Raw genomic sequence first — 23,177 nt, forward strand, 5'->3', positions numbered from 1 at the left:
ATGACCACGAATACCCGGAATCAGGCCGGCAAAAACTATTCTTCGGCAAGAAGGTGTCCCAGCGGGCCCAGATCAAGATTCAATTCCCGCCGTTCCAGGCCGAAGTGATCACACAATTCTTCCATGCGCGCGTCGAGGTGCATGAGGGTCTGGCCGATCTCCTCGACCTTGGCGTCGGTGAGGTCACCGTGGTCGACGCGGCGCAGTGCCTGGCGTTCCATGAGCTGGCGCAGCAGCTCGACCACGGTGAGCACGAGGCTCACGAGGCTGCGTTCGACGTTTTCCGGGTCGGCGTCGATGCGGTTCTTCTTCTCGTCACTCATGGTGCGGCTGCAATGCACTGATCGACGTGACGAGGGTGCGCAGGGAAATGTGCACGAGGTCGACGTCGGCGATGGCGAGGGTGATTTCCCCGCTCACCACCACACCGCCGGCCAGGACCCGGTCGAGCAGATCGACCAGGGCCACGTTGCGGTCGCCCGCGCGGGCCGGCACCGTCATGTCTCCTCCAGGGCCGAAAAGGAATACGGCGGCCACGGACCGGTCAGCCGCACGCTGAGCACGTCGCTGTCGCGCCCGCAGGCCGCCACCGTCTCGGCGAACCGGTCCGCCTGCTCCGCCTCGACGAGGTAGGCGCCGTTGAGCACCATCGGACCGTCCACGCCGGCCAGCTCCCGGCTCTGCGGGGGGTGTCTGCAGGCGTCGGCGGCCGACTCGGCGAGCGCGGCATGGAGGCGCCCCACCTGCTCGGCCGCGCGTTGCTGGCGGTCCTCCCGCGACGCCAGCGCCGTCCGCCGCCGCGCCAGGTAGGCCGCACCCGCGCCCTGGCCCGACGGCGATGCCGCGGCTCGCGCCGGTTCGGCAGCCGGCTCGAGGAACGCCTTCACGCCCCACTCGATGCGTCCCGCCACGTGGTCCAGCGTCCGGTCGAAATCGCCGGCCCGCGCTTCGAGCACGGCGCTCACGGACGCGTCGTCGTGGTACACCGTCGCGAGCCGGATCGGCACGACCGGCCCCTGTTCGGCCAGCGTCGCGATCACCGCGTCGTGCGCGCGGGCCACCGCGGCGAGCCAGTCGAGGTCTTCGAGGTTGCGCCGCAACGCGTCCTCCCCGAACGAGCGCAGCGGCACGTCGGCGACGACCGCGGCCAGCCCGCCCCCTTCGACCACGCGCGGCGGACTCGCGGCGACCCCCGGCAGACCGGTCAGGGACGCTGCCGAGCGCGTCACGGCGTACAGCCAGATCCCGTCAGTCCCGCTCATCTTCACCGCCCTCCTCCAGCGCCGCCGGCTCGCCGCCCGACTCCAGCTCCGCGATGCGCGCCCGCAGCTCCCGGTTCTCGTTCTGCAGCTTGCCGCTGTCGCCGCTGAGCCACGGATCGCTTTCCCACCAGTTGATGCCGACTTCCCGCGCCGTTTCCAGCGACGCGATCACGAGCCGCAGCTTGATCGTGAGCAGCTCGATGTCGAGCAGGTTCACGCGGATGTCGCCGGCGATCACCAGGCCCTTGTCCAGCACGCGCTCGAGGATGTCGCCGAGGTTCGCGGGCTGGTGGTTGCCGGCGGCGCCGAGCCCGCCCTGGGACGTGGAAACCGGTTGTCCCGAAACCATGTGTCAGCTCCCCTCGTTGCCGGATCCGCCCTTGCCGCGCCCGTACCGCTTCGACCGGTGGAACGCCAGCATCTCGCCCTCACCGTCCAGTTCGACCTCGTACAGGGCGAGCACATCGGCCGAGGACGGCACACGCCGCTCCTCGACCACCTCGACCTCCACGAGCCAGCCGTCCTCGAGCGGCTCGACCGACGTGACGCCCACCGGCTCGCTCGAGATCAGGTCGTTCAGCTGCCGCAGCGCCGCGGCGGCCGCCGTGGAGGCGACCAGCCCGTCGCGGGCGGCGCGCCGCCGGGCCGGCTGGGCTCGGCCTTCGCTCTTGGCGGTCGCCATCGGCCGTCACCTCTTCCTGTCTTCGGGGGCTCGTCGCCGGACCGGCCGGCCGGCTTGCGCACCGGTCAGCCGGTCCAGAACCCGTTGCTGGGCCTCGGCTTCCTCTTCCGCGGAGATCTCGCCGGCGGCCCGCGCCTCGTGCACGGCCTCGAGCTCACGGCGCACCGTGGCCGGGTCGTGCGCCTCTTCCTCCACGCGCCGGCGGATGAGCTCGCCCAGCGCGAGCACGCCCCGCACCGGCAGGAGCGGAAGGCCGAGGATCCCCGTGACCAAGCCCACGGCGCTACTCCGGGGTCCGGGTCACGACGAAGTCGTACGCCGCGAGCGGCCCGAGCAGCCGCATTTCCACACGGCCTTCCCACTCCTCGGCCAGCTCGTCGACCACGTCCTCCAGCTCGTCCTGGCGCTCGACGTCGGCCAGCACGGCCAGGTGCACGGCTTCCTCCTCGTGCGTCGGCTGCCGCGCCGCGAGCTGCACACCCAGCTCGGCCAGCGCGTCGGCCGCCCGCTGCGTGTCCACGGCCCGCTTCTCCTCGATCGAGCGGCTGATGAGCTCGCCCAGCGCCATCCGCTCGTTGCGAGTGGCTTCCTCGGGCTTGTCGCGGATCGCCTCCACGAGCTGTGTCATCCGGTCGTTCTCCGCCAGGATCTCCCGCAGGATCGCCTGTTCGTCGTAGCGCGCCCGCACGAGGTACTCGGCCTTGCCTTCGAGCTGCTCCAGCGCGGAGCTGAAGTCCTCGCGGTTCGCATCGAGCAGTTCTTCCTTCACCGCGTCCACATCGGACACCACCGCGCCGAATCGCAACGGCAGCACCGGCAGCTCGGCGGCGGCCGCGTCGAGCAGCCCCGCGTGCGCGGACAGGTCCTCGGGCCGGCCGAGCGGCGTGTCCTGCGGGATCTCGCTCACCAGCGCGGCCAGCGGACCGCTCTGCACGGTCACGACCTTGGCCGGCGGATCGCCGACCCCGCGCGTCTCCGGGTCGAGCTCGACGTCGGAAGGCACGATGCCGTAGACGTACACGGCGGTGTCGCCCGAGGTTTCCTCCTCGGTCCGGGGTTCGGTCTCGGTGCTCATGCGCTCACCGTCCCTTCCGGCCGCGGCCCGCGGGCTCTTCCTCGTCCTCGTCCGCGCCGAGGAGGTCCTGCAGCTTCTCGCCGGCCGCCTCGAGCGCGCCCTTGGTCTTCGACTTGGCCCCACCCGAGGTCACGTCGTCGAGCAGGTCGGGCAGGCCCTTCTGCTCCGTGCCGGAGATGTCGAGCCGGTTCACGGCCTCGGCGAACCGCAGGTAGGTGTCCACACTGGCCACCACCACGCGGGCGTCGATCGTGAGCAGCTCGATGCCCACCAGGGACACCCGCACGTACGCGTCGATCACGAGACCCTTGTCCAGGATGGTGTCGATCACGTCGGCGAGACTGCTCGAACTCGGCCGGTCGAACCCGCCACCCCCACCGGAGGGTTGTACGGCTGTCGTCATCGGTTGCTCCCTCGACTTCTGCCGGCGCCCGCACGGGCCCGGCCGCGGCGGGGGCGCTCGTCCTCGGCCGCATCGTCCGTGTCGTCTTCTTCCGGTTCTTCGTCGGGCTCCTCTTCGGGCTCCTCCTCCACGTCTTCTGCTTCGTCTGATTCGGCTTCTTCGGACTCGGCGGGTTCCTCTTCGGACTCCGCGTAGTCGTCCTCTTCGGAATCGGTCCCGGTGTCCTGTTCGGACTCGGTGCCCTGTTCGGTGTCGTCGCGGTCGTCGGCGTCCGGCCCGCTCTCGTCGGGTTCCACCACGTGCCCGTCGTGGATCTCGCCGTGCCAGCCCTCGACGTCGTCCGGCTTCAGCAGGACCTCCGTCATCACGTGCCGGCGGAAGTGCTTCAGCTCCAGGCGCGCGCGCCGGCCCTGGGCGCGCCAGATGTTGCCGGTGCGCTCGAACAGGCCCTGCGGGTGGTACGCCAGCACCACCACGACCTTCGTGAGGTCCGGGGTGAGCTCGTGGAAGGTGACCGCGCCGTCGACGTGGCCCTTCTGGCCCTTGGAACGCCACACGATCCGCTCGTAGGGCACCTGCTCCAGGATCGTGGCCTCCCAGCTGCGGTGCGACCAGAACACCTGGGCCTTCCACTCGGTCTTCTCGTCGCTGATCTGCTCCACGTTCTTGAGCTTCTTCATGAAGCTCGGGAACTCGGTGAACCGCGTCCACTGGTCGTACACGAGGTCCACGGGCGCGCCGATGTCGATCTCCTCCACGATGTTCGTGAGCTTGATCTTGTTGCCACCGCCGCCACCGCCGCCGGTGAACGCGCTCTTCACCTTCTCCGCGATGCCGGACAGGCCACCCTTCACCGCGCCCATCAGGGCTTTGCCCTTGATGCTGGGCGTGCCGCCGGTGGCCGCCTTCAGCAGGCCGCCGCCGTTACCGCCGCCTTCGGCGAAGTCGGTCAGCCGCCCGGCGGTGGAGGAGATCCGCTTCGTGAGCGAACCGGTCGCGCGGGTCATCGCCGCCTGGCCGAGGCCGCGCAGGGCGTCGGTCAGCTCGTTCGAGCCGCCGCCGGCCGCTTTCGACACCGTGCCGGTGGCCTTGCCGGCCGTGTCCGTCGCCTTGTCCTTGACGGCTTTCACTTGCTTGGTGACCACTGCGTTCACCTCCTGGCCCGGCGGACGGGCGAGCGCCGCGTCGCCGTGCGGGTGCCGCCGGAACCCTTGTCGTCGTCATCCGAAGCGGCCGCGCGCCGGTTCGGCGAACGGCGCCGCGCCGGGCGTTCGCCGCCCTCGTCCTCGTCGTCGTCCTCCGACGCGGCTGCGCGCCGGCTGGACGACCGGCGACGCGCCGGGCGCTCGGCACCCTCGTCTTCGTCGTCGTCGCTCTTGCTCCGCGCCGAGGACCGGCGCCGTCTCGGCTTCTCTTCGGGCTCTTCGTCCGGCGCCTCTTCGTCGCCGGTCTCTTCGTCCTGGGCTCGTTCTTCGGTGTCTTCGTCGTGATCTTCGGGCGCTTCTTCGTCGTCCTTCTTGCGGGACTTCTTGGCGGGCAGGAGACTGCCGCCGTCCTGCAGCCGCTCGCTCAGCGACTCGATCCGGCCGCTGGCCGCCGTCAGCGCCGCGGACTTCGCCGCGCCGAGCAACTCGTCCTTCGCCAGCGACGTGAGCTGCCCGACCTCAGCCGACGAGCTCAACTGCTTCAGACCACTTTGGACGAGTTTCGTCGGCGACACCCCGGCCTTGCCGGTGGCCCCGGCGGCCGCGATCATCAACGCCAAGCGCATCTTTTTCGTGCGCCCCAGCAGATAACCGGCCGCCACGCCGAGCGCCATGCGTGTTCCTGCCTTCATACCGCTCCTCCTGACTGTTGCGGTCGCGAGTGCCACACCGTCCACCCGCACGCCACCCCCGAAAACAAGGCGCACAGGAATGTGTTCGCGTCACTCGTCCCGACTACCCGTCCGCTTCGAAGCGAAACTCCCGATCAAGAAAAATCGGTACCGGACGGGAAGTCCTCGGTGATCAACCACCGAAAAGAACAGCACTCGGAGATTGTTTCCCGAGGCATTCACGAACGGCTGCACGTGCTATTTGAACATCCAGTAGGAACAGATTCGCGAAAGGCGCAACAGTGCTATCCGGCGGAGGGACCACGGTGATCGGCTGTTCGGCCCACGGCGTCGGCACTGGGACAAAGTTCGGGGAAGGTGTCGATCGGCCGGCGGCCCGTTCGACGTGGTGACGAGACCCGACCGATCCTGGAGGACCGACCATGAGCAAGGTGATCGCGGACATCTCGATGTCGCTGGACGGCTACGTGACCGCCCCCGGCGCGGGGCCGGCGCACGGCCTCGGCGTGAACGGCGAGGCGATTCACGCGTGGGTGCTGGAGCAGCCGCGCTCCGCTGTCGACGAGGAGGTGCTGGCGGCGAGCTTCGAGCACACCGGCGCCGTGGTGCTGGGGCGGCGGTTGTTCGACATCGTGGACGGCCCGAACGGCTGGGGCGACGAGGTCGGCTACGGGCACGACCAGCAGCAGTCGGGTGCGCCGCCGTGTTTCGTCGTGACCCACGAACGCCCCGCGCACGTGCGGCTCGCCGACCGGTTCCGGTTCGTCACGGACGGGGTGGCGGCCGCCGTCGAGCAGGCGCGAGCCGCGGCCGGCGGCAAGGCCGTGGTGGTGATGGGCGGGGCGAACGTCGTCGACCAGGCCCTGGCCGGAGGCCTGGTCGACGAGCTCCGCATCCACCTCTCGCCGCTGATCCTCGGGGGCGGCACTCGCCTGTTCGACCTCGTCGGCCGCACGACACTGCGTCAGCGGGAGGTCACCGAGTCACCGCGGGCGACGCACCTTGTGTACGACGTGGTGAAAGAGCAGTGAAGGAGCGGTGACGGACTAAGCCCCCACCAGCCGGTGCGTCGACCCGCTGCTGCTCGGCACCCAAGCCGCCGGGAACGCCGTCGCCAGGGCCTGCTGTGCGCGCCAGCCGGTGCAGTGGCCCGGCGCGACGAGCGTGGGCGACAACGCCGCGAGCGCGGCCACCGTCGGCGCGATGGTCGGTTCGAACGAGCGACCACCCAGGTGCAACCCGCCCACGAGGGCGTGCAGGCGCTCGACGCCGGTGAGCCGCTGGGCGTGCTTCACGATGTTGAGCACGCCGGCGTGGCCGCACCCGGTGAGCACGACCAGGCCCTGCCCGCGCAGGTTGACCACGAGGGCCTGGTCGTCGATCACGGCCGGGTCGTGGTGCCAGGCGCCGTCGACCCAGGCCTGATGGAAGGGTGGCATGCCCTTCTCGAACTCGGTCGTACGCGGGACCTCGCCGGTGATCAGCACACAGTCGTCGGCCAGCAACGACGGGTCGCGGCGCTCGATCACGGCGCAGCCCTCGTCGGCCAACGCCGTCTTGCTCAGCGTCGGCAGCTCGAACACTGCCTGGCCCGGCGCGGTCGTCCGGCGTCGGGTCCAGACGGACGGGTGGACCAGCACCGGCAGGCGGCGGCGGTCGAGCAGGTCGAGGAGCCCGGCCAGGCCACCGGTGTGGTCGAAGTGGCCGTGGCTGAGCACCACGCCGGTCACCGCGTGCAGGTCGACGCCGAGCCGCTCGGCGTTGGTGACCATCGTCCGCGGCGCGAGGCCCGTGTCGAACAGCAGTGTGGTCTCCTCGGTCCCGCGCCGCACGGTGACCAGCGAGGAAAACCCGTGCTCGCCGAGCAGGCCGACCTCGGTGCGCCCGCCTTCGAACTGCGGGCTCGGCTCACTGGCCCGGCCGAACGTCTCCCGCGTGGTGAAGGGGCCGTCTTCGAGCAGGCCGTCGTACACGTTGTCCACGAGCGTGGTGATGCGGATTTCGTCGACCGGCCGCAACGCCACCGGATCCCCGGAGAAGGTCACTTCGGTCGAGACGAAATCAGTGCTGTCGGGCATGGATCCCCTCAATATCGGGTCAGGAACGGACTGTCGACGACCGGCCGCTCGCCGTGCAGGAACGCGGTCCAGACGCGGCGCAGGTCGGCGAGCTCGGCGACGTCCGCCGGCGCGCCTTCGAGCATGCCGGCGCCGGTGAACCGGTCGTGCGTGCCGAAGAGGAACGGGATGTCGATGCAGTGGCAGGCGCCGTACGGGTTGCCCGGTGCGGCCCAGTCGAAGCGCAGCAAGGTCGCGTCCGGGCCGAACCGGTCGACCAGGTCCGGCAGCTTACCGCTGAATACGGCCGCGGTCCCGAGGTCCGTTTGATCCTGCCGCGCGCCCGGGCTGTACACGCGCACCTCGTCGCGCGTCCAGCTCACCAGCGCGCGACCGGGGCCGGCCGCGGCGATGAGGTCGTCGGGAACGAAGTCGTGGTCGGCCACGAGCTGGAACGGGTTCGCGTTCTGGCCGCGGGTGCGTTCGGCGAAGGCCGCCAGCCCGTCGAGCAGCCGGCCCGCGGGCATCGTGGCGAGGTCGGGCGAACCGCCGTCGTCGAGAGATCCGAGCGCGTCGACGAACCGGCCGGCCCAGTCGGCGGCTTCCGCGGGCGTCTGCGGGGCGAGCCCGACCGGCGCGCTCTGCAGCGCCACCTGGTGGATCAGCCCCTTCGCGCGCGGGGACGACCAGAGCGCGAGGCTGGTCTGCGCGCCGGCCGACTGGCCGCCGAGCGTCACGCGTGCCGGGTCGCCGCCGAACGCGGTGATGTTGTCCCGCACCCACTCGAGTGCGGCGAGCTGGTCGGCGACGCCGAGGTTGGCCGGGGCGACCCCCTCCAGCGCGAGGAAGCCGAACACGCCGAGCCGGTAGTTCGCCGTGACGACCACCGCGTCGGCCTCGCGCGCGAGGCGAGTGCCGTCGTACCAGCCCATGCCGCCGGAGCCGGCGGTGAAACCGCCGCCGTGGAACCACAGCAGCACCGGCTTCGCGCCGGTGGTCGACGGCGTGAAGACGTTGAGAGACAGGCAGTCTTCCGACTGGGGCAGCGTCATCGGCCCGAGTGCCGGATCCAGCCGTGACGGCGGCTGGATCGCGGCCGGCCCGGCCGCCACGGCGTCGCGCACGCCGGCCCACGCGGCCACAGGAGTCGGCGCTTTGAAGCGCTGCTGCTGCGCGAAGGGAATGCCGCGGAACGCGCCGTGTTCGCCGCGCACCTTCCCACTGGCCAGTTCGACGATCATCACAAGTTCCTTCTTCGAGGGGGGCGACCCCGCGGGCTCACGACCGGCGCCCGCTCAGCGCAGGGACGGGTGAGTGCCGCCGTCTTCGTACAGCTTCATGGCCAGGAGCCCGTGCGCGACCGCGCCGCCGCCCCGGACCGCGCCCGCGATCAGCGCGGTCTCGGCGAGTTCCTCCGCCGTCATTCCCTGCTCACGCCCGGCCGCCGTGTGCACGTCGAGGCAATAAGCGCACTGCGTGGTGAGCGCCACGGCGATCGCGATCATTTCGCGATAACGGCGCGGAATCTCGCCGTCCTCCCGCGACACCACTTCCTGGTAGTCCATGAATTTCTCGAACTCGACGGGCGCCAGCTTCTTCAGCGCCGCCATGAATTTCATATCCGCGGGGTCGTGATATGTCATCACTTCATGCAATCGGGAAGGGCCACCGAAGTCAAAGACCAAGTCGCTCACCGAGGTCGTCGACCTGATATAATGCCTGGTCATGGACCTGAGACAGCTACGGTACTTCCTCGCCGTGGGTGAAGAGCTCAGCTTCGCGCGTGCCGCCGCGCGGTTGCGGATGTCCCAGCCGCCGCTGAGTCAGCGCATCCAGGAACTCGAACGGGAACTGGGCTGTCTTCTGCTCGATCGCACGATACGCCCGATTCGGCTCACCGAATCCGGTCGCATTCTTCTGGACGAGGCCCGCGAAATTCTGGCCCGCGTGGATCTCGCCCGCGAACGCACTCGTTCGGCGGGCCGGGAAAGAATCGTCACGATCGGGGTGGTGTCGGAAGCCGTCGCCGGATTCCTCGCGAGCCTCAGCACGCACATCCGTGCCGCGCTCCTGCCCCGCCACCCGGGAGTTTCCCTGCGCGTGCGCGTTCTCGGCATCACCAGCCCGGCCGCGGGCCTGCACACCGGACAGTCGGACATCGCGCTCACGCGCCTGCCGTTCGACACACAAGGCATCGCCACCCGCCCGCTGGGCCACGAACCCCTCGTCGCCGCCGTGCGCTCGGACGACGACCTGGCCGAGCGCACGGAAATCGACGCCGGCGAGCTGCGCGACCACGTGTGGTGCCAGCTCCCCCTCGACGCCGACCCGCGGTGGCGCGAATACTGGCTCGGCAACGACAATCCCTCGGGCCGCGACCACGGCCACACCGCAGGGCCCGTGGTGCACTCGCTCGCGGAATACGTGCAGAGCGTCGCCTGGGAAGGCGCCGTCGGCGTGCTGCCCAGCAGCGTCGCCCGCCTCTACCCCGCCGCCGGCGTGACCTTCGTGCCCCTGGCCGAATACCCCGAAAACCGGCTCGTGCTCGCCTGGCCGACCACCCGCGCCGACCAGGTCGTGCTCGATGTCGTCGAGGCCATCGAGGCCGCGGTCGCCGCGCACGGATCCGCGTTTTTCCGGTAACGGCAACCGGACCGGGCTCGACCACGAGCCCGGTCCGGCCGGAGGCAAAGCCGCTCGGTCAGGCCGCCACCACCTCGGTCAGGCTCGCGTCCCGGGTCTCCGGGCCGATCTTCGCCCCGAGCGTGGTGAGGACGCCGCCGATCGCGATCAGCACCAGCGGCGTGTAGATGTAGGGCATGAACGAGCTCAGCCCGAGCATGTAGAAGCTGTAGAACGACGGGATCACCAGCGAAACGCTGTAGGCGACGCCGTAGCCGGAAGCGCGCATCCGGGTGGGGAACGCTTCGATCAGGTACACCGTCGCGATGCCGAACGGCGAGATCGACACCACCAGGCTCACCGTGTACAGGACCATGGCCAGCGTGAAGTTCCCGCCGTTCTGCAGGATCATCAGCATGGCGAGGAACCCGAGCACGGACACGACCACGGTGCCGATGCCGGAGATGATCAGCAGCCGGCGGCGGCCGTAGCGCTGGCCGAGGTGGCCGAACGTGAGGTAGCCGAGGAACAGCGCGACGTTCGAGAGCAACAGGGCGGTGGTCACCGCGCCCGCGTCCTGCTTGAGGTAGGTGATCAGCAGGCCGGACACCGGCGAGATCACCGACTGCACGGCGAACCAGAGCCCGGTCATCAGCAGCATCATCTGGAGGAGCCGGCGCCGGACCACGCGGTCACGCCAGAGCGCGCGCAGCGGCGTCTTCTTCTCCTGGGCGGAATCCGTCGCGGTGGCTTCCTTGGCCGCTTCGGCCTTCCAGGCTTCGGACTCGTCGATGGAGCGGTAGAAGAACAGGAAGAACGCGACTCCCAGCAGCCCGCCGACGAGGAACGGCACGCGCCAGCCCCATTCCTGGTAGGCCGAACCCGCGCTGCCGCCGGGCAGGAAGCTGAGCAACGGCAGGGTGACGGCCGAGATCGCGATGTAGCCGATCGGGTAAGCGCCGCCGATGTAGGCGCCGACGATGCCGCGCCGCGGCGCGGGACAGGCTTCCAGCGCGAGTGGATTGGCACTCGTGTACTCGCCGCCCATGAAGATGCCGCCGATGAATCGCAGCAACAGCAAGCAGATGATGCCGCCGTAACCCCACTGCGCGTACCCGGGCAAGGCGGCCATCAGGAAGGTCGACACGGTGAACCCGGCCACGGCGATCAGCGTCGCGTTGCGCCGGCCCACCCGGTCGCTGATGCCGCCGAAGATGATCGACCCGACCGGGCGTCCCAGCAGGGTCGCGGCGAAGGTCAGGTAGAAGATCGTGGTCTCGACCGTGGGCGGAATGCCCTTGGGCTGGAAGAAGTGGATGGCCGGCGCGAGGGCCACCACCGGGAGGTAGATGTCGAAGTAGTCCACGCCGAAACCGAAGAACGCGGCGTGCGTCGCCCGCTTCGCCTGCTTCGACATGGTGGCTCTGGCCGGTAACGCGCCGGACGCGGGCGCGGCGGTGGGGGCGGGTTGGGTTCGGTCCATGACCGAGGGCTCCTATCAGTGTGACATCGACTTTGATGCCGCGCTGTGCCGCGCGGGGTTCCCCCTTCGCCGGGAGCGCCGGATCGGTCGGCGCTCCCGGACGTTCAGGTGGTGCTAGATGCCTGCGATCGCGTGCCGAGCCCGGTCGAGGTCTCCCGGCCGGCCGCAGGTCAGCGCCGCGACGACCCGGCCGCGGTGCTCGTACCAGACGGTGAAGTCACCGTCGTCGAAGGAGCCGGTGACGCGTTCCTGGTCCCACTCGGTGGCGGGGCCGACGTATTCCAGCCGCGCCCAGTCGCCGAGCTCGGTCCAGAAGTAGGGCACCTCACGGTGGGGCTCCGGGGAGCCGAGGATCCCGCGGGCCGCGGTCACGCCTTGGGCCGCCGCGTGGTCTTCGTGCTCCACGCGCAGCGAACGGCCGTGGACTTCGCTGTGGTACTCGCACACGTCGCCGGCCGCGAAGTGGTCGGCAGCGCTCGTCCGCAGGGTGGAGTCGCACAGGATCCCGCCGCTCGGACCGAGCCGCAGCCCGGCCTTCTGCGCGAGCTTGGTGTCCGGGACCGCACCGACACCGACCACGACGAGGTCCGCCGGCACGTGTCGCCCGCTCGCGGTGCGGACGCCGTCGACGGCTCCCTCGCCGGTGAACTCGGTGACCTGCTCGCCGCAGATCAGCTCGACGCCGCGCTCGGCCAGCGACCGGGCGAGGTGATCGGCGACCTGGGTTCCGAAGGCGATTTCCAGGGGCGCGCGCTCCTGCATCACCATGGTGCAGCGCACTCCGGCCGCGGTGAGCGACGCGGCCACTTCCGCGGCGATGAACGATCCGCCGACGAGCACGGCGGTGCGGGCCTCGGCCGCCTGTGCACGCAGCTTGTGCGCGTTGCCCGGCGCGCGCAGGTAGTGGATGCCGGTGAGCGCCGAGCCCGGCAGCGAGAGGCGCCGCACCATGGCACCGGTGGCGACGAGCGCCTTCTCGTAGTGGATCGTGGTCTTGTCGGCGAGCACGGCGCGGTGGGCGCCGGTGTCCAGCGACATCACCGCTGATCGCGTGCGCAGCTCCACGTTGTTGTCCTGCCACCATTCACGCGGCAGGACCAGGAGCTCGGCCGCCTCGGCGGCGGGACCGAGCAGTTCCTTGGTGATCGCGGGCCGGTGGTACGGCGGCTCCAGCTCGCGCGTGACGAGCGCGATCGAGCCGGGGAACCCCTGCTTGCGCAGCTCGACCGCCGCGGCGGTGGAGGCCACCCCACCGCCGATCAGCAGCGCGTCGATGTGCGTGTCGCTCATGTCAGTCCTCTGCGTAGGGCTCGAAGTCGGACTTGGCCGCGCCGCAGACCGGGCAGACCCAGTCGTCCGGGATGTCCTCGAACGCGGTGCCCGGCGCGATGCCGCCTTCGGGATCGCCTTCCGCGGGGTCGTAGATGTCCCCGCACGACACGCAGATCCATTTCTGCGTGGCCACTGAGGTGGTCATCAGGTGCTCCTACTCCCCTGTCCCCACCCACCTCGACCGGCTGGGGTCGAGCAGGGGTGACAGGTCGTCGTGCCTGGCCCAGGCCAGGGATTCCAGTTCCAGCGCGTCGAGTTCGACGGCTTGGCGGGTGCGCAGGTCTTCGACGCGCAAGCGGGACCGGCCGCCGCCGGAGCGGCGCAGGGTGACGCCGACGACGGCGAACTCGTTGCGCACCACCACCCGGTCGGGGTCGGGCTCGAGCGCGGCGAGGATGTCCTCGATCGGCAGGCCTTCGGCACCGTTGCGTCGATCGTCACCGCCTCCGGTCGTGGACATCGCGTCTCCTTTCAGTGGCGGGACAGTTCGGGTCGGTCAGAGCAGGACGCTGAGGTTGCCCAGGAATCCGGCGTTGGTGATCAGGTCCACCTTCTTGAGCGCGATGCGCAGCTCGCCCTCGTCGCGGCGCAGCCAGTAGTGGTAGCGGCCCGCGTGGTGGTGCAGCGTGTCGCGCCGGAATTCCGCCACGAGGAAGGTCGCCGTGATGTCGAGGCCCTGGTCGTCCTCTCCGTTCACCTGCACGTTGCTGATGAGGTGCGCGGTGCGCGACTGCGGTTCCTGCGCGTAGGCGAGGCCGCTGTCCATACGCCACACGCGTTCGGCCAGGAACGCCGCGTCGTCGTACACGATGGACACGTCGCGGTTCGGGTCGGTGTCGTCGGCGTTGGCCGGGATCCAGTAGGCGCCGTCGTCGGCGAACAGCTTGCGCCAGCCCGGGAAGTCACGGGCGTCGAGCAGTGCGGCCTCGGTGTAGAGGAACTGTTCGATCTCACTCATCGCCGGCCTCCATCAGTTCGAGCCAGCGGCGCAGGTACGCGCGCTGCGGGACCTCGTCCGACGACCGGCCGGTGCGGGTCCCGGCCTCCTCGTCCACGACCTCGCGGTGCAGCCCGCGCGCCATGAGCGTGAAGTCCGCCTCGCTGGCCGACGCTTCGTTGCCCTGCGTCACGCGGTCGAAGCCGACCTCGATGTCGTCGGTGGACCCGAAGCCCGACGGTCCGTAGAAGATCTCGTGGTCGCGCAGGATCCGCGAGCGGGTCTCGGCGTCGGCGCCCTTGGGCAGCAGCGGGTACAGGTACACCCACGTCTCGTCGACCGAGCGCGGCACCACCAGCCGCAGGTGCGCCCCGACGAACGCGAGGCTCGGGAAGATGTTGAGGTTGAAGGGGATCAGCTCACCGATCGCGATGGCGTGCGCGTTGTTCCCCGCGTCCTCGAGCCGGCCGTACTCGTGCACGGCGTGGCCGCCGCCGAGGTCGATGCCGCGCCAATCGGGGTTGGTGCGCACGTTCTTGACCCAGGTGCTGCTCTTGCCGGTGCGGTCCTTGAGGATGTCGAGCCAGCTCTTGTGCGTGAACGAGAAGTGGTACGGGTCGATGGTGTTCTCGATCTGCAGCTTCCAGTTTCCCTTGTACACGAGCTTGTGCGCGCCGGACACCAGTTCGGGCCCGCCGTCGCCGAGGTCGGCGATGAAGTCGAGGTAGCGGGTCGCGTTGCCGAGGTACTCGGGCAGCTCGGGCACGCCGGCGTCGAGGCTCGCGAACACGAAGCCGCGGTAGGACTCGACGCGCGGCACGTGGACCAGGCCCATCACGCTCTTGTCGAAGTCGTCGTAGCCGTCGTCGAACGGCACGCCGGTGAGCTCGCCGGAGGACGAGTAGGTCCAGCCGTGGTAGGCACAGCGGAAGAAGTTGGCGTTGCCGGTGTCGCGCTGGCACACCGCGGAACCGCGGTGGCGGCAGCGGTTGAACATCACGTTGATCGCACCGGTGTCGGCGGCCCGGTTCACGATCACCGGCTGGCGGCCGAGATGCGCGGTCTTGTAGTCGCCGGGTTGCGGGATCTCGCTCTCGTGGGCCACGAACACCCACGTGCGGTGGAAGACGTTCGTCAGCTCGCGCGCGAAGATCGAGGGATCCCGGTAGATCCGGGTGTTCACGTGCCAGTCGTCGGTGATCAGCGGTTCCTTCGCGGCACCGCTCGCCGTGACGTCACTGGTGGTGCTCATGTCACGCTCCTGGATTCGGGGAGAGCTCGGGGACGACGATCGCGCGGATCGAGGTCGGGTCACCGGCGGCGGCAGTAAGCGCTTTCTCGGTGTCCTCGATCGGAAACCGACCGGAGCACAGCAGCTCCAGCGGATACCGGCCGGACTCGATGAGCCGCAGAGCCGGCGGCACGAGGTAACTCGGCCGCCCGCGCACCCCGCGCAGGGTCAGCACGCGGCGGTTCATGGCGTCCACAATGGATTCCACGCCACCGCCCGCGCCCTTGGCCACCCCCGCCTGCACGACCGTCGCGCGGTCCCCGGCCACGGCGAGCGCGGTGTCGAGCCCGGCGGCGCTGCTGGCCGTGTTCACCACGACATCGGCGAACAGCCCGCCGGTCAGCTCCTCGATCTGTGCCACGGCGTTGTCGGTGAACGTGTGATCGGCGCCCAGCTGCTTCGCCACGGCCAACCGGGTTTCGTCGGCGCTGGTGCCGACCATGATCACGGTGCCGGCGCCGGCTTCCCTGGCCCCCACCAGGCAGGCCAGACCGTGCGGCCCGGGGCCGACGATCACGACCGTGCCGCCCATGTGCATGCCGCCGATCCGCGTGACCCAGTCGAGGCCGTTGGCGATCGGGATGTAGAGCTGCACGAGCTCGGCCGGCACGTCCTCGGAGACCTTGTGGACGATCGCCTGCGGGTGCAGGTACAGGTAGTCGGCGTAGCCCCCGTAGAGCCCGGGTCCACTGTGGATCGACTTGCCGCCGTAGCGCGGCACCTCGCACATCTGGTACGACCCGGCCAGGCACGAGCGGCACGTGCCGCACGGCAGGTACTCCTCCACCACGATCCGGTCGCCCACCGAGACCCCCCACCGGGCGGCGGCCTCGGCACCGAGCTCCGTGATCCGGCCGACGAACTCGTGCCCGAGCGCACACGGCAGCTCGTAGTACGGGTTGACCCCGTGATAAGCCGCGATGTCGGTGCCGCAGACACCGGTGGCCTCGATCTTCAGCAGCCCGTCGTTCGCCCCGATCCGGGGCAACGGCAGCTCTTCGATCGTGAGTCTTCCCTCGCCGTGGAGCACGGCGACCCTGCTGGTGGTGGTCATTCCTCCGGCATTCCTTTCGCTGGCCCGCACCCGGACGGCCGGCCTCGAACCTCGACTCCGCTTCGGCATAGTCGTATACAACTGCCGAGAGACGGCTGCCCCGTGTCGGAGCGCGAACCGCTCGCCCTTGCGGTAACGGCGGATAGAATTCTATATTACGAGCATGAGTGGCGCACCGAACGATGTCAAGACCCCGGCTGAGATGGACAAATGATCATTTTCCAGGAGCGGGCCGGAGAGTGACGCGACCCGAGGCGTTCCTGGTCCGGCTTCGGCCACGAACGGCGTGTTGAACAAGCGTTGAAAACTTGCATACGACCTGTGCCTAAGAGCATTGTCGAGACAGTCCGCGGCGGTCACCTGCGCAGCTCGGCCGCACGACCGGCGAGCCGGCCCTGTCCGACAGGGCCGGCCGGGCGGAGACCACCGGCGGAGAAGGAGAGATTGTGAAACCAACGAAGCGACGCCACGGCATCGGTGCCCGCGCGCCGCGCCGGGAAGACAGCCGCCACCTCGCCGGGCGGGGCGCGTTCGTCGCCGATCTGCGGCTGCCCGGGCTGCGGGAGGTCGCGTTCGTGCGCAGCCAGGTCCCGCACGGCCGGCTGCGCAGCGTGACGAAGCCCGCCGGCGTCGATCCCGAAGCCGTGTGGACGGCGGAAGACCTAGCCCCCTTCGCCGAGCCCCTCACGGCGACCTCGACGCTGCCCGGTTTCCGCGCCGCGCCGCTGCCGAACCTGGCCACGGACAAGGTGCGCTACGTCGGTGAGCCGATCGCGCTGGCCATCGGCGCCACCCGCGCCGAGGCCGAGGACCTGGCCGCCGAGGTCGGCATCGACATCGACGCACTGGCACCGGTTCCGAACTTCCGGGTGTCGCTCGAGGGCGAGTCGCTGGTGCACGACGACTGGCCGGACAACGTCTACGCGACCACGCAGGGCGATTTCGGCGACCTCGACGAAGCCGAGCGCGCCGCGGCGGTGTCGATCACGCGGGAGTACACGATGAACCGCCAGGCCGTGGTGCCGCTGGAGACGCGGGGGGTGGCGGCGCACTACGACCGGTCGGCCGATCTGCTCACGGTCTGGTCGTCCACGCAGACCCCGCACATGATCCGCGACATGATCTCGCTGCTGCTGGGCGTCGAAGCGCGGCGTGTGCGCGTGGTCGCGCCGGACATGGGCGGCGGGTTCGGGACGAAGTGCTCGGTCTACCCGGAAGAGGTGGCGCTCGCGGCGATCGCGCTGCAGGTCGACCACCCGGTGCGCTGGGTCGAGGACCGGTGGGAGGCGATGGTGGCCTCCACCCACGCGCGTGACCACTACTACCGGATCACCGCGCACGCGTCCGCCGACGGAACCCTGCTCGGCGTCGAGGCCGACATCGTGGTGGACAGCGGCGCGTACTCGGTGCACCCGTGGACCGCGACGATGGACGCGAGCATGGCCTCGGCGATGATCCCGGGGCCGTACCGGTTGCAGAACTACCGGTTCCGCGCCCGCAGCGTCGCCAGCAACAAGACCCCGTCGGGCCCCTATCGCGGCGTCGCGCGGCCCGGCGCGTGTTTCGCGATCGAGCGCACCCTCGACGATCTGGCGTACGAGCTCGGGATCGAGCCGCACGAGATGCGGATCCGGAACATGGTGGCGCCGGCGGAGATGCCCTACCGCTCGGTGGCCAACAAGGTCTACGACAGCGGCGACTACGCCGAGGCCGTGCGCCGGTCGGCCGCGTTGCTCGGCCACGACGACTGGCGCGCTCGCCAGCGTGCGGTCCCCGCCGAAGCGCGGCACCGCATCGGCATCGGCTACGGCTCGTTCACCGAACAGACCGCGCACGGCTGCATCGAATGGGCCTCCCGCGGGTTGGCCATCACGATCGGCACCGAAGGCGCGCGGCTGGTCATGGACGCGACCGGCAGCTTCACCCTCGCCGTGGGCATCAAGAGCCACGGCCAGAGCTCGGAAACCACGCTCGCCCAAGTGGTGAGCGAGGTCTTCGACATCGACCTCGAGCGCGTGACCGTGCTGCACGGCGACACCGCCGTGACCCCGCGCGGTGACGGCACCTTCGCGTCCCGGTCGATGGTGATGGCCGGCGGCGCGACGTTCGGCGCGGCGCGTGAGCTGTCGACGAAGGTCCTCGACATCGGCGCGGTGCTGCTCGGTGAGCCCGCCGAGACGCTGGAGCTGCGCGACGGCGCGGTGCACGGACGCGACAAGTCGGTGACCTACGCGGCGCTGGCCAAGGAGTTCCTCTTCACCCCCGACCACGTGCCGGGGGTCGCGCCCGGACTCGAGAGCACCTTCTATTACCAGCCGGAAGTACAGACCGGCGCCTTCACCTACGCCACCCACGCCGTGGCCGTAGACGTGGACCTCGACACCGGCGAGGTGAAGCTGCTCGACTACGCGATCGTCGAGGACTGCGGCACGATCGTGAACCCGCACGTGGTCGACGGCCAGCTGATCGGCGGCATCGCCCAGGGCATCGGCTCGGCCCTGCTCGAAGAGCTCGTGTACGACCTCGACGGCCAGCCCAAGTCCACCAGCTTCCTCGACTACCTGCTGCCCGGCGCGAGCGAAGTGCCCGAGATCAAGATCGGGCACCTCGAAACCCCTTCGCCCTACACGGTTTTCGGTATGAAGGGCGCCGGCGAAGGTGGTGCGATCGCACCGCCCGCGGCCATCGCCAACGCGGTGACCGACGCGCTGCGCGAGTTCGGCGCCCAGGCCAACGAAACCCCGATGACTCCGGCGCGCGTGTGGGCGGCGCTCCAGCTCGCGCAGGCGACGCGGGAAGTGCAGGCCTCGCGATGAAACCGGCGGACTTCACCTACCACCGACCCGACACCGTGGCCGAAGTGACCGACCTGCTCAGCCGGCTCGACGACGCCAAAGTGCTCGGCGGCGGGCAGAGCCTGCTGCCCATCATGAACATGCGCCTCGCGTCGCCGAGCCACCTCGTCGACCTCACCGCGATCCGCGCGTTGCGGCAGTTTTCCGAGACGGAAAGCGGAATCCGGTACGGCGCCACGACCACGCACATGATGATCGAGGACCAGCTCGTGCCGGACGTGACGCGGGGCCTGCTCCCCCACGCCGCCTCGGGCATCGGCTACCGCGCCATCCGCAACCGCGGCACGGTCGCCGGCAGCCTCGCCCACGCCGACTCCAGCGCCGAGTGGCCGACCGTCATGTCCGCGGTGGACGCCACGGTGCAGGCGGCGTCGATCCGCGGCGTCCGGCCCATTCCCGTGCGCGAGCTGCTGCAGGGTTTTTTCACCACCGCGCTCGACGAAGACGAGTTCATCATCGGGGTGGACGTGCCCCGCTTCGCGCCCGACACCCGGTGGGGCCTGTACAAGATGGCCCGCAAACCCGGTGAGTTCGCCGAGTCGCTGGCCGTCGCGCTCGTGCGAACCGACGGCGTCGAGCTCTGGCTCGGCGCCGCGCGGGACGTGCCGATCCGGCTGCCGAACGTGGAACAGGCGCTCCACGCAGCCGGCGCGCTCGAACTGTCCGAACTGGCCGAAGCGGTCGGTGCCGACACCGGCAGAGAAGGCCACCACCGGCAGCTGCACGCGGTCACCGTGCAGCGGGCCTTGCAAGCCGCACACCAGGAGGCAACCCGTGTCTGACCTGACCATCCACCTCACGGTGAACGGCAAGCAGCGCTCGGCCACGGTGCCGGCCCGCACCACGCTGGCCGATCTGTTGCGCGACCACCTGAGCCTCACCGGCACGCACCTGGGCTGTGAGCAGGGGGTGTGCGGCGCCTGCACGGTGCTCGTCGACGAGCTCCCGATGCGCGCCTGCCTCACCCTCGCGGCCTCGTGCGAGGGCACCGAGGTGGTGACCATCGAAGGTCTGCAGGGCCCCGACGCCGACCGTGTGCGCGCCGCGTTCTCGCGCGAAGGCGCGCTGCAGTGCGGGTTCTGCACCCCGGGCATGGTGCTGGCCGCCCACGACCTCGTCCGGCGCCGTGAAGTGCTGACCCGCGACGAAGTCTGCGTCGCCATGTCCGGGAACATCTGCCGCTGCACCGGGTACAACGGCATCGTCCGCGCCGTGCAGACCGCGACCGTCGAGGGCATCGAGTCCGACGCGCCCACCACCGTCCACTGAGGAAAGGACCACCATGGAGTTCTCGAACGAGTTCGTCGTGCCCACCGACACCGACACCGCGTGGACCGTGCTCACCGACGTGCCGCGCATCGCCCCGTGCCTGCCCGGCGCGACCGTGGAACCGGTGGGCGACAACGCCTACACCGGTTCCGTGTCGATCAAGGTCGGTCCCATCAAGGTGTCCTACGGCGGCACCGCGACCTTCAGCGAACTCGACCCGCTCGCGCGCCGCATGGTGCTCGACGCGCAGGGCAAGGAGAAGACCGGCAAGGGTTCGGCCGCCGCCGTCGTCACCGTGACGCTGCACGAGGAAAGTGCCGACAAGACCCGGGTCGAGGTGCATACCGAGCTGCAGATCACCGGCAAGCTCGCGCAGTTCGGCCGCAGTGCGATGGCCGACGTCGGCGCGCGCCTGATCGGGCAGTTCGCGGGCAACCTGGAGACGATGCTGGTGTCCGGCCGGCCCGCGCCGGCCACCGCGGCCGCAGCAGCGCACAGCGCGCCCTCGGCCGGCAGCACCAACCCAAGCCCGCGGCCGGTGGCGCCGGCGTCCGCACCGGCCACTCAGGCCGGCGGTGCGGACCTTGACGCGCTGGCCCTCGTCGCGCCCCTGCTGAAGCGAGCGATCCCCACGGCGGCGGCGTTTTTCCTCGGTGTGCTGATCACGTGGCTGCTCACCACCGCGCGCGGCACGACCCGGCGCAGCGCTCGGCCGGAGCGGGCCGCCTGATCGCCCTCGCACGACGACGCCCCTCGAGCGACCAGGCGGTCGTTCGAGGGGCGTTGTGGTTTCCGTTCCAGGCCGGACGAAATCGGCCCCGGAGCGAAGGATCAGTCTTCGGCTTCCGCGTTTTCGAGGTAGCGCAACGAACTGGTGAGGCTGGCGGAGAGGTGCGCGTGCAGCACCTCGGTCGCGCCCTCGGCATCGCCCTTGCGGATCAGCTTGACGAGGTCCGCGTGCTCGCGCGCGGCGGCGACCTGACGTGCCACGTCCGGGAGGCTGTTCATCACGTAGCGCTCGCAGGTGTGCCACAGCATGCAGAGGTGCCGCTGCAGCACCCCTTCCCCGGCGGCGCGGAACAGCGCGAAGTGGAACTCGCGGTGCGCCTCCAGCATTTCTTCCGACACCGACGGCACCTGGCGATCGGAGAGCTCCTGCATCTTCTGCAGCCAGTGCTCCATCTCGTCCACCACGGCCGTGTTCTCCGGGGCGGCCGCACGCTGCGCCGCGATCGGCTCGATGTGCTGCAGGATCTCGAACGCGTCGCGCAGATCGCGCACGCTCAGCTGCCGCACCACGGTGCCCCGCCGCGGCAGGTTGTCCACGAGCGCCTCAGCTTCGAGCTGCCGCACCGCTTCCCGCAACGGGACCCGGCTCACCTGCAGCTCCTCGGCGAGCTCGTACACCGGAACCTTCGCCCCCGGCTTCAGCACGCCGAGCACGATGCGATTCCGCAGCTGCTCGGCCACGAAGTCGGTGATCGTCCCAGGCGTCTTCACCCCTCCGACCGACACCTTCGCCGCCGACATCCCGCAGACTCCTCATCGCTCGGCACTGGCCAACAGGAGATAGTATACAGTTTCCTGTTCGAAGTATCGAGCGGTGACACCCGTGCTCCCGGTGTGCCCGCACCGGTTCACCGGCCCGGGCACACCAGGTGTCAGGGGGAGTCCTCGGCAGGAGCCGACGGCTCAGCCGCGCAGCGGCATGGCCAGCGGCCGCAGCGGGGAACCGGACGCGCCGCGCAGCCGGATCGGCGCGGCGATGAGGCAGAACTCGTCCACGCCGTCGCGCGCGAGCTCTTCGAGGTTGACCAGCTCGATCATCGGCACGCCGGCCTCGGCGAGGAAGTGGCAGTGGCCGGGCAGCCAGTTGTCCTCGTGCTCGGACGGGCCGACCTCCACGCACTCCTGGTCGGACGCGACCACGCTGATGCCCTGGTCGGTGATCCACCGCGCCGCGTCCAGGCTGAGCCCGGGCGGGTTGCCGAGCACCTTGCCGCCGTCGGGCCAGTAGCGCATGCGGCCGGTGCGCACGAACGCGACGTCGCCCTCGGCGAGGTGCAGCCCGGTGCGGCTGAGAGCGCTTTCCAGGTCCTCGACGGTGATGGCGTACGAGTCGGGCAGGCAGTCCACGCCGTGCGTGGTGGCCACGTCGAGCAGCACGCCGCGGGCGACGATCGGCGGGATGTTCTCCGCGCCGCCCTTCGTCCAGTGCCGGCTGCCGAGGTTCTCCTCGGCGGTGAACCCGTTGTAGATCTTCCCGTCCACGCCGAAGTGGTTGAGCGAGTCGATGTGGGTGCCGGTGTGGGTGTACATGAAGATCACGTCGCCGGAGTAGCAGACGTGGCGGTTGACCTCGGCGCCCGCGTTGTTCAGGTTGTCGACGGCCGTGCCGGCCGGCGTGTGGCTCAGGTAGATCTGGTACGACGGGTCGCCGGCGGCCTGGAAGCTCGGCATGCCCACGAAGTAGTCGATGCTCAGGTCGTACACAGTGGACGCGTCGGCGCGCGCCAGGATCGCGGCCTGGCCGGCCGGGGTGAGCAGGTTCAGCGCCCCCTTCTGGTCGTCCGGACCGTAGGGGCTGGTCGCGACCTGGATGCCGGCCCGCTTGCCGGTGGTCCCCGCCGTCACTGCTCGGCCCGCACGAAGTCCACGACCGCCCGGGCCTTCACCATCGGCTTGAGCTCGGCCACGAGCTCGACGTGCGCCGGGTGGTTCGAGTACGTGTCGAGGTCGGCCCAGGTGGCGAAGTCGGTGATCAGCACGCCGTCCCACGGCTCGCCGTTGTCACCCGGATCGCCGGTGTGGCCGCCGATCTCGAAGGAGCGGATCACGTCGACCTTCTTCGAGAAGTCGGTGAGCAGCTCGATCACCTTGGCGCCGTCGTGGCCCTCGGCCACCTGCCAAGCGAACACGTGCCGGATTTCGGACATGGCGTCCTCCTTCATGCCGGGACTGGCGAATATCTCAACGTTCATATTAACGTTGAGAGATGGTGCATCACCTCGGCCACGA

29 protein-coding genes are annotated in these 23,177 nt (G+C 70.0%); 6 read left to right on the plus strand and 23 right to left on the minus strand.

The window, feature by feature from the left end:
- Positions 1-35: 35 nt before the first annotated feature.
- From VSH64_RS21730 to VSH64_RS21775, 10 genes are read right to left on the minus strand one after another with little or no spacing between them, the layout of a single operon-like run.
- Positions 36-323: a gas vesicle protein K gene (locus tag VSH64_RS21730; RefSeq protein WP_326837474.1), complete on the minus strand. Its 288-nt coding sequence runs from the start codon at positions 321-323 to the stop codon at positions 36-38.
- The gene (locus VSH64_RS21735) at positions 316-501 is read right to left on the minus strand and encodes a gas vesicle protein (RefSeq protein WP_326837475.1); all 186 of its coding nucleotides are present in this window, start codon (positions 499-501) and stop codon (positions 316-318) included. The genes VSH64_RS21730 and VSH64_RS21735 overlap by 8 nt, the downstream gene beginning before the upstream one ends.
- Positions 498-1,262, minus strand: coding sequence for a GvpL/GvpF family gas vesicle protein (locus VSH64_RS21740; RefSeq protein WP_326837476.1), 765 nt, complete (start codon positions 1,260-1,262; stop codon positions 498-500). Before VSH64_RS21740 ends, VSH64_RS21735 begins: the two co-directional genes overlap by 4 nt.
- Positions 1,249-1,611 carry a gas vesicle protein gene (locus VSH64_RS21745; RefSeq protein WP_326837477.1) on the minus strand — a complete coding sequence of 121 codons (363 nt, stop codon included), beginning with the start codon at positions 1,609-1,611 and terminating at the stop codon, positions 1,249-1,251. The genes VSH64_RS21740 and VSH64_RS21745 overlap by 14 nt, the downstream gene beginning before the upstream one ends.
- A gap of 3 nt (positions 1,612-1,614) precedes the next feature.
- Positions 1,615-1,944, minus strand: a complete 330-nt coding sequence (gene gvpO, locus VSH64_RS21750) for a gas vesicle protein GvpO (protein WP_326837478.1) — start codon at positions 1,942-1,944, stop codon at positions 1,615-1,617.
- 6 nt (positions 1,945-1,950) lie between these two features.
- Positions 1,951-2,223: a gas vesicle protein GvpG gene (locus VSH64_RS21755; RefSeq protein ID WP_326837479.1), complete on the minus strand. Its 273-nt coding sequence runs from the start codon at positions 2,221-2,223 to the stop codon at positions 1,951-1,953.
- 4 nt (positions 2,224-2,227) lie between these two features.
- Positions 2,228-3,019 (minus strand): GvpL/GvpF family gas vesicle protein, encoded by a 792-nt coding sequence (locus tag VSH64_RS21760; RefSeq protein ID WP_326837480.1) that lies wholly within the window; start codon positions 3,017-3,019, stop codon positions 2,228-2,230.
- A 4-nt stretch (positions 3,020-3,023) separates the two neighbouring features.
- Positions 3,024-3,422: a gas vesicle protein GvpJ gene (gvpJ, locus tag VSH64_RS21765; RefSeq protein WP_326837481.1), complete on the minus strand. Its 399-nt coding sequence runs from the start codon at positions 3,420-3,422 to the stop codon at positions 3,024-3,026.
- Positions 3,419-4,567, minus strand: coding sequence for an SRPBCC family protein (locus VSH64_RS21770; protein WP_326837482.1), 1,149 nt, complete (start codon positions 4,565-4,567; stop codon positions 3,419-3,421). The genes gvpJ and VSH64_RS21770 overlap by 4 nt, the downstream gene beginning before the upstream one ends.
- A 5-nt stretch (positions 4,568-4,572) precedes the next feature.
- On the minus strand, positions 4,573-5,259 hold the full coding sequence (locus tag VSH64_RS21775) for a hypothetical protein (protein WP_326837483.1): 687 nt from the start codon (positions 5,257-5,259) through the stop codon (positions 4,573-4,575).
- A gap of 422 nt (positions 5,260-5,681) precedes the next feature.
- Here VSH64_RS21775 and VSH64_RS21780 point away from each other — a divergent pair, with 422 nt between their 5' ends.
- A complete protein-coding gene (locus tag VSH64_RS21780) occupies positions 5,682-6,290 on the plus strand; it encodes a dihydrofolate reductase family protein (RefSeq protein ID WP_326837484.1) in 609 nt (202 codons plus the stop codon).
- Between the two features lie 15 nt (positions 6,291-6,305).
- On the opposite strand, the gene VSH64_RS21785 is transcribed toward VSH64_RS21780, so the two are convergent.
- From VSH64_RS21785 to VSH64_RS21795, 3 genes are read right to left on the minus strand one after another with little or no spacing between them, the layout of a single operon-like run.
- Positions 6,306-7,337 carry an MBL fold metallo-hydrolase gene (locus VSH64_RS21785; RefSeq protein ID WP_326837485.1) on the minus strand — a complete coding sequence of 344 codons (1,032 nt, stop codon included), beginning with the start codon at positions 7,335-7,337 and terminating at the stop codon, positions 6,306-6,308.
- An 8-nt stretch (positions 7,338-7,345) separates the two neighbouring features.
- The gene (locus VSH64_RS21790; RefSeq protein ID WP_326837486.1) at positions 7,346-8,557 is read right to left on the minus strand and encodes a carboxylesterase family protein; all 1,212 of its coding nucleotides are present in this window, start codon (positions 8,555-8,557) and stop codon (positions 7,346-7,348) included.
- A gap of 54 nt (positions 8,558-8,611) precedes the next feature.
- Positions 8,612-9,010, minus strand: a complete 399-nt coding sequence (locus tag VSH64_RS21795) for a carboxymuconolactone decarboxylase family protein (RefSeq protein ID WP_326837487.1) — start codon at positions 9,008-9,010, stop codon at positions 8,612-8,614.
- A 31-nt stretch (positions 9,011-9,041) separates the two neighbouring features.
- Here VSH64_RS21795 and VSH64_RS21800 point away from each other — a divergent pair, with 31 nt between their 5' ends.
- Complete coding sequence (locus VSH64_RS21800) at positions 9,042-9,959, plus strand: LysR family transcriptional regulator (RefSeq protein WP_326837488.1); 918 nt, start codon at positions 9,042-9,044, stop codon at positions 9,957-9,959.
- 58 nt (positions 9,960-10,017) lie between these two features.
- Here the strand turns inward: VSH64_RS21800 and VSH64_RS21805 are convergent, their stop codons facing one another.
- The 7 genes from VSH64_RS21805 to VSH64_RS21835 all read right to left on the minus strand — a co-directional run bounded on the left by VSH64_RS21805 (position 10,018) and on the right by VSH64_RS21835 (position 16,035).
- Positions 10,018-11,421: an MFS transporter gene (locus VSH64_RS21805; protein WP_326837489.1), complete on the minus strand. Its 1,404-nt coding sequence runs from the start codon at positions 11,419-11,421 to the stop codon at positions 10,018-10,020.
- 114 nt (positions 11,422-11,535) lie between these two features.
- Positions 11,536-12,711: an NAD(P)/FAD-dependent oxidoreductase gene (locus VSH64_RS21810; protein ID WP_326837490.1), complete on the minus strand. Its 1,176-nt coding sequence runs from the start codon at positions 12,709-12,711 to the stop codon at positions 11,536-11,538.
- A gap of 1 nt (position 12,712) precedes the next feature.
- On the minus strand, positions 12,713-12,898 hold the full coding sequence (gene rd, locus VSH64_RS21815; protein ID WP_326837491.1) for a rubredoxin: 186 nt from the start codon (positions 12,896-12,898) through the stop codon (positions 12,713-12,715).
- A gap of 9 nt (positions 12,899-12,907) precedes the next feature.
- A complete protein-coding gene (locus tag VSH64_RS21820; RefSeq protein WP_326837492.1) occupies positions 12,908-13,213 on the minus strand; it encodes a hypothetical protein in 306 nt (101 codons plus the stop codon).
- A gap of 36 nt (positions 13,214-13,249) precedes the next feature.
- Positions 13,250-13,711, minus strand: a complete 462-nt coding sequence (locus VSH64_RS21825; protein ID WP_326837493.1) for an aromatic-ring-hydroxylating dioxygenase subunit beta — start codon at positions 13,709-13,711, stop codon at positions 13,250-13,252.
- A complete protein-coding gene (locus VSH64_RS21830) occupies positions 13,704-14,942 on the minus strand; it encodes an aromatic ring-hydroxylating oxygenase subunit alpha (RefSeq protein ID WP_326837494.1) in 1,239 nt (412 codons plus the stop codon). Before VSH64_RS21830 ends, VSH64_RS21825 begins: the two co-directional genes overlap by 8 nt.
- 1 nt (position 14,943) lies before the next feature.
- Entirely contained in the window at positions 14,944-16,035 is a 1,092-nt protein-coding gene (locus VSH64_RS21835) for a zinc-dependent alcohol dehydrogenase (RefSeq protein WP_326837495.1), read from the minus strand.
- Positions 16,036-16,481: 446 nt separating this feature from the next.
- Between VSH64_RS21835 and VSH64_RS21840 the strand changes: the two genes are divergently transcribed.
- The 4 genes from VSH64_RS21840 to VSH64_RS21855 are packed head-to-tail and all read left to right on the plus strand — an operon-like array spanning position 16,482 to position 20,889.
- Entirely contained in the window at positions 16,482-18,851 is a 2,370-nt protein-coding gene (locus VSH64_RS21840; RefSeq protein ID WP_326837496.1) for a xanthine dehydrogenase family protein molybdopterin-binding subunit, read from the plus strand.
- Positions 18,848-19,672, plus strand: coding sequence for an FAD binding domain-containing protein (locus VSH64_RS21845; protein WP_326837497.1), 825 nt, complete (start codon positions 18,848-18,850; stop codon positions 19,670-19,672). The genes VSH64_RS21840 and VSH64_RS21845 overlap by 4 nt, the downstream gene beginning before the upstream one ends.
- The gene (locus tag VSH64_RS21850; RefSeq protein ID WP_326837498.1) at positions 19,665-20,159 is read left to right on the plus strand and encodes a (2Fe-2S)-binding protein; all 495 of its coding nucleotides are present in this window, start codon (positions 19,665-19,667) and stop codon (positions 20,157-20,159) included. Before VSH64_RS21845 ends, VSH64_RS21850 begins: the two co-directional genes overlap by 8 nt.
- 13 nt (positions 20,160-20,172) lie before the next feature.
- Positions 20,173-20,889 (plus strand): SRPBCC family protein, encoded by a 717-nt coding sequence (locus VSH64_RS21855; protein ID WP_326837499.1) that lies wholly within the window; start codon positions 20,173-20,175, stop codon positions 20,887-20,889.
- 101 nt (positions 20,890-20,990) lie between these two features.
- On the opposite strand, the gene VSH64_RS21860 is transcribed toward VSH64_RS21855, so the two are convergent.
- The 3 genes from VSH64_RS21860 to VSH64_RS21870 all read right to left on the minus strand — a co-directional run bounded on the left by VSH64_RS21860 (position 20,991) and on the right by VSH64_RS21870 (position 23,095).
- Complete coding sequence (locus tag VSH64_RS21860) at positions 20,991-21,659, minus strand: GntR family transcriptional regulator (protein ID WP_326837500.1); 669 nt, start codon at positions 21,657-21,659, stop codon at positions 20,991-20,993.
- Between the two features lie 192 nt (positions 21,660-21,851).
- Entirely contained in the window at positions 21,852-22,793 is a 942-nt protein-coding gene (locus tag VSH64_RS21865; protein WP_326837501.1) for a cyclase family protein, read from the minus strand.
- Positions 22,790-23,095, minus strand: a complete 306-nt coding sequence (locus VSH64_RS21870) for a Dabb family protein (RefSeq protein WP_326837502.1) — start codon at positions 23,093-23,095, stop codon at positions 22,790-22,792. Before VSH64_RS21870 ends, VSH64_RS21865 begins: the two co-directional genes overlap by 4 nt.
- Positions 23,096-23,177 lie beyond the last annotated feature (82 nt).

The sequence above is a fragment of the Amycolatopsis rhabdoformis genome (genome assembly GCF_035918295.1).
GTDB lineage: Bacteria > Actinomycetota > Actinomycetes > Mycobacteriales > Pseudonocardiaceae > Amycolatopsis > Amycolatopsis rhabdoformis.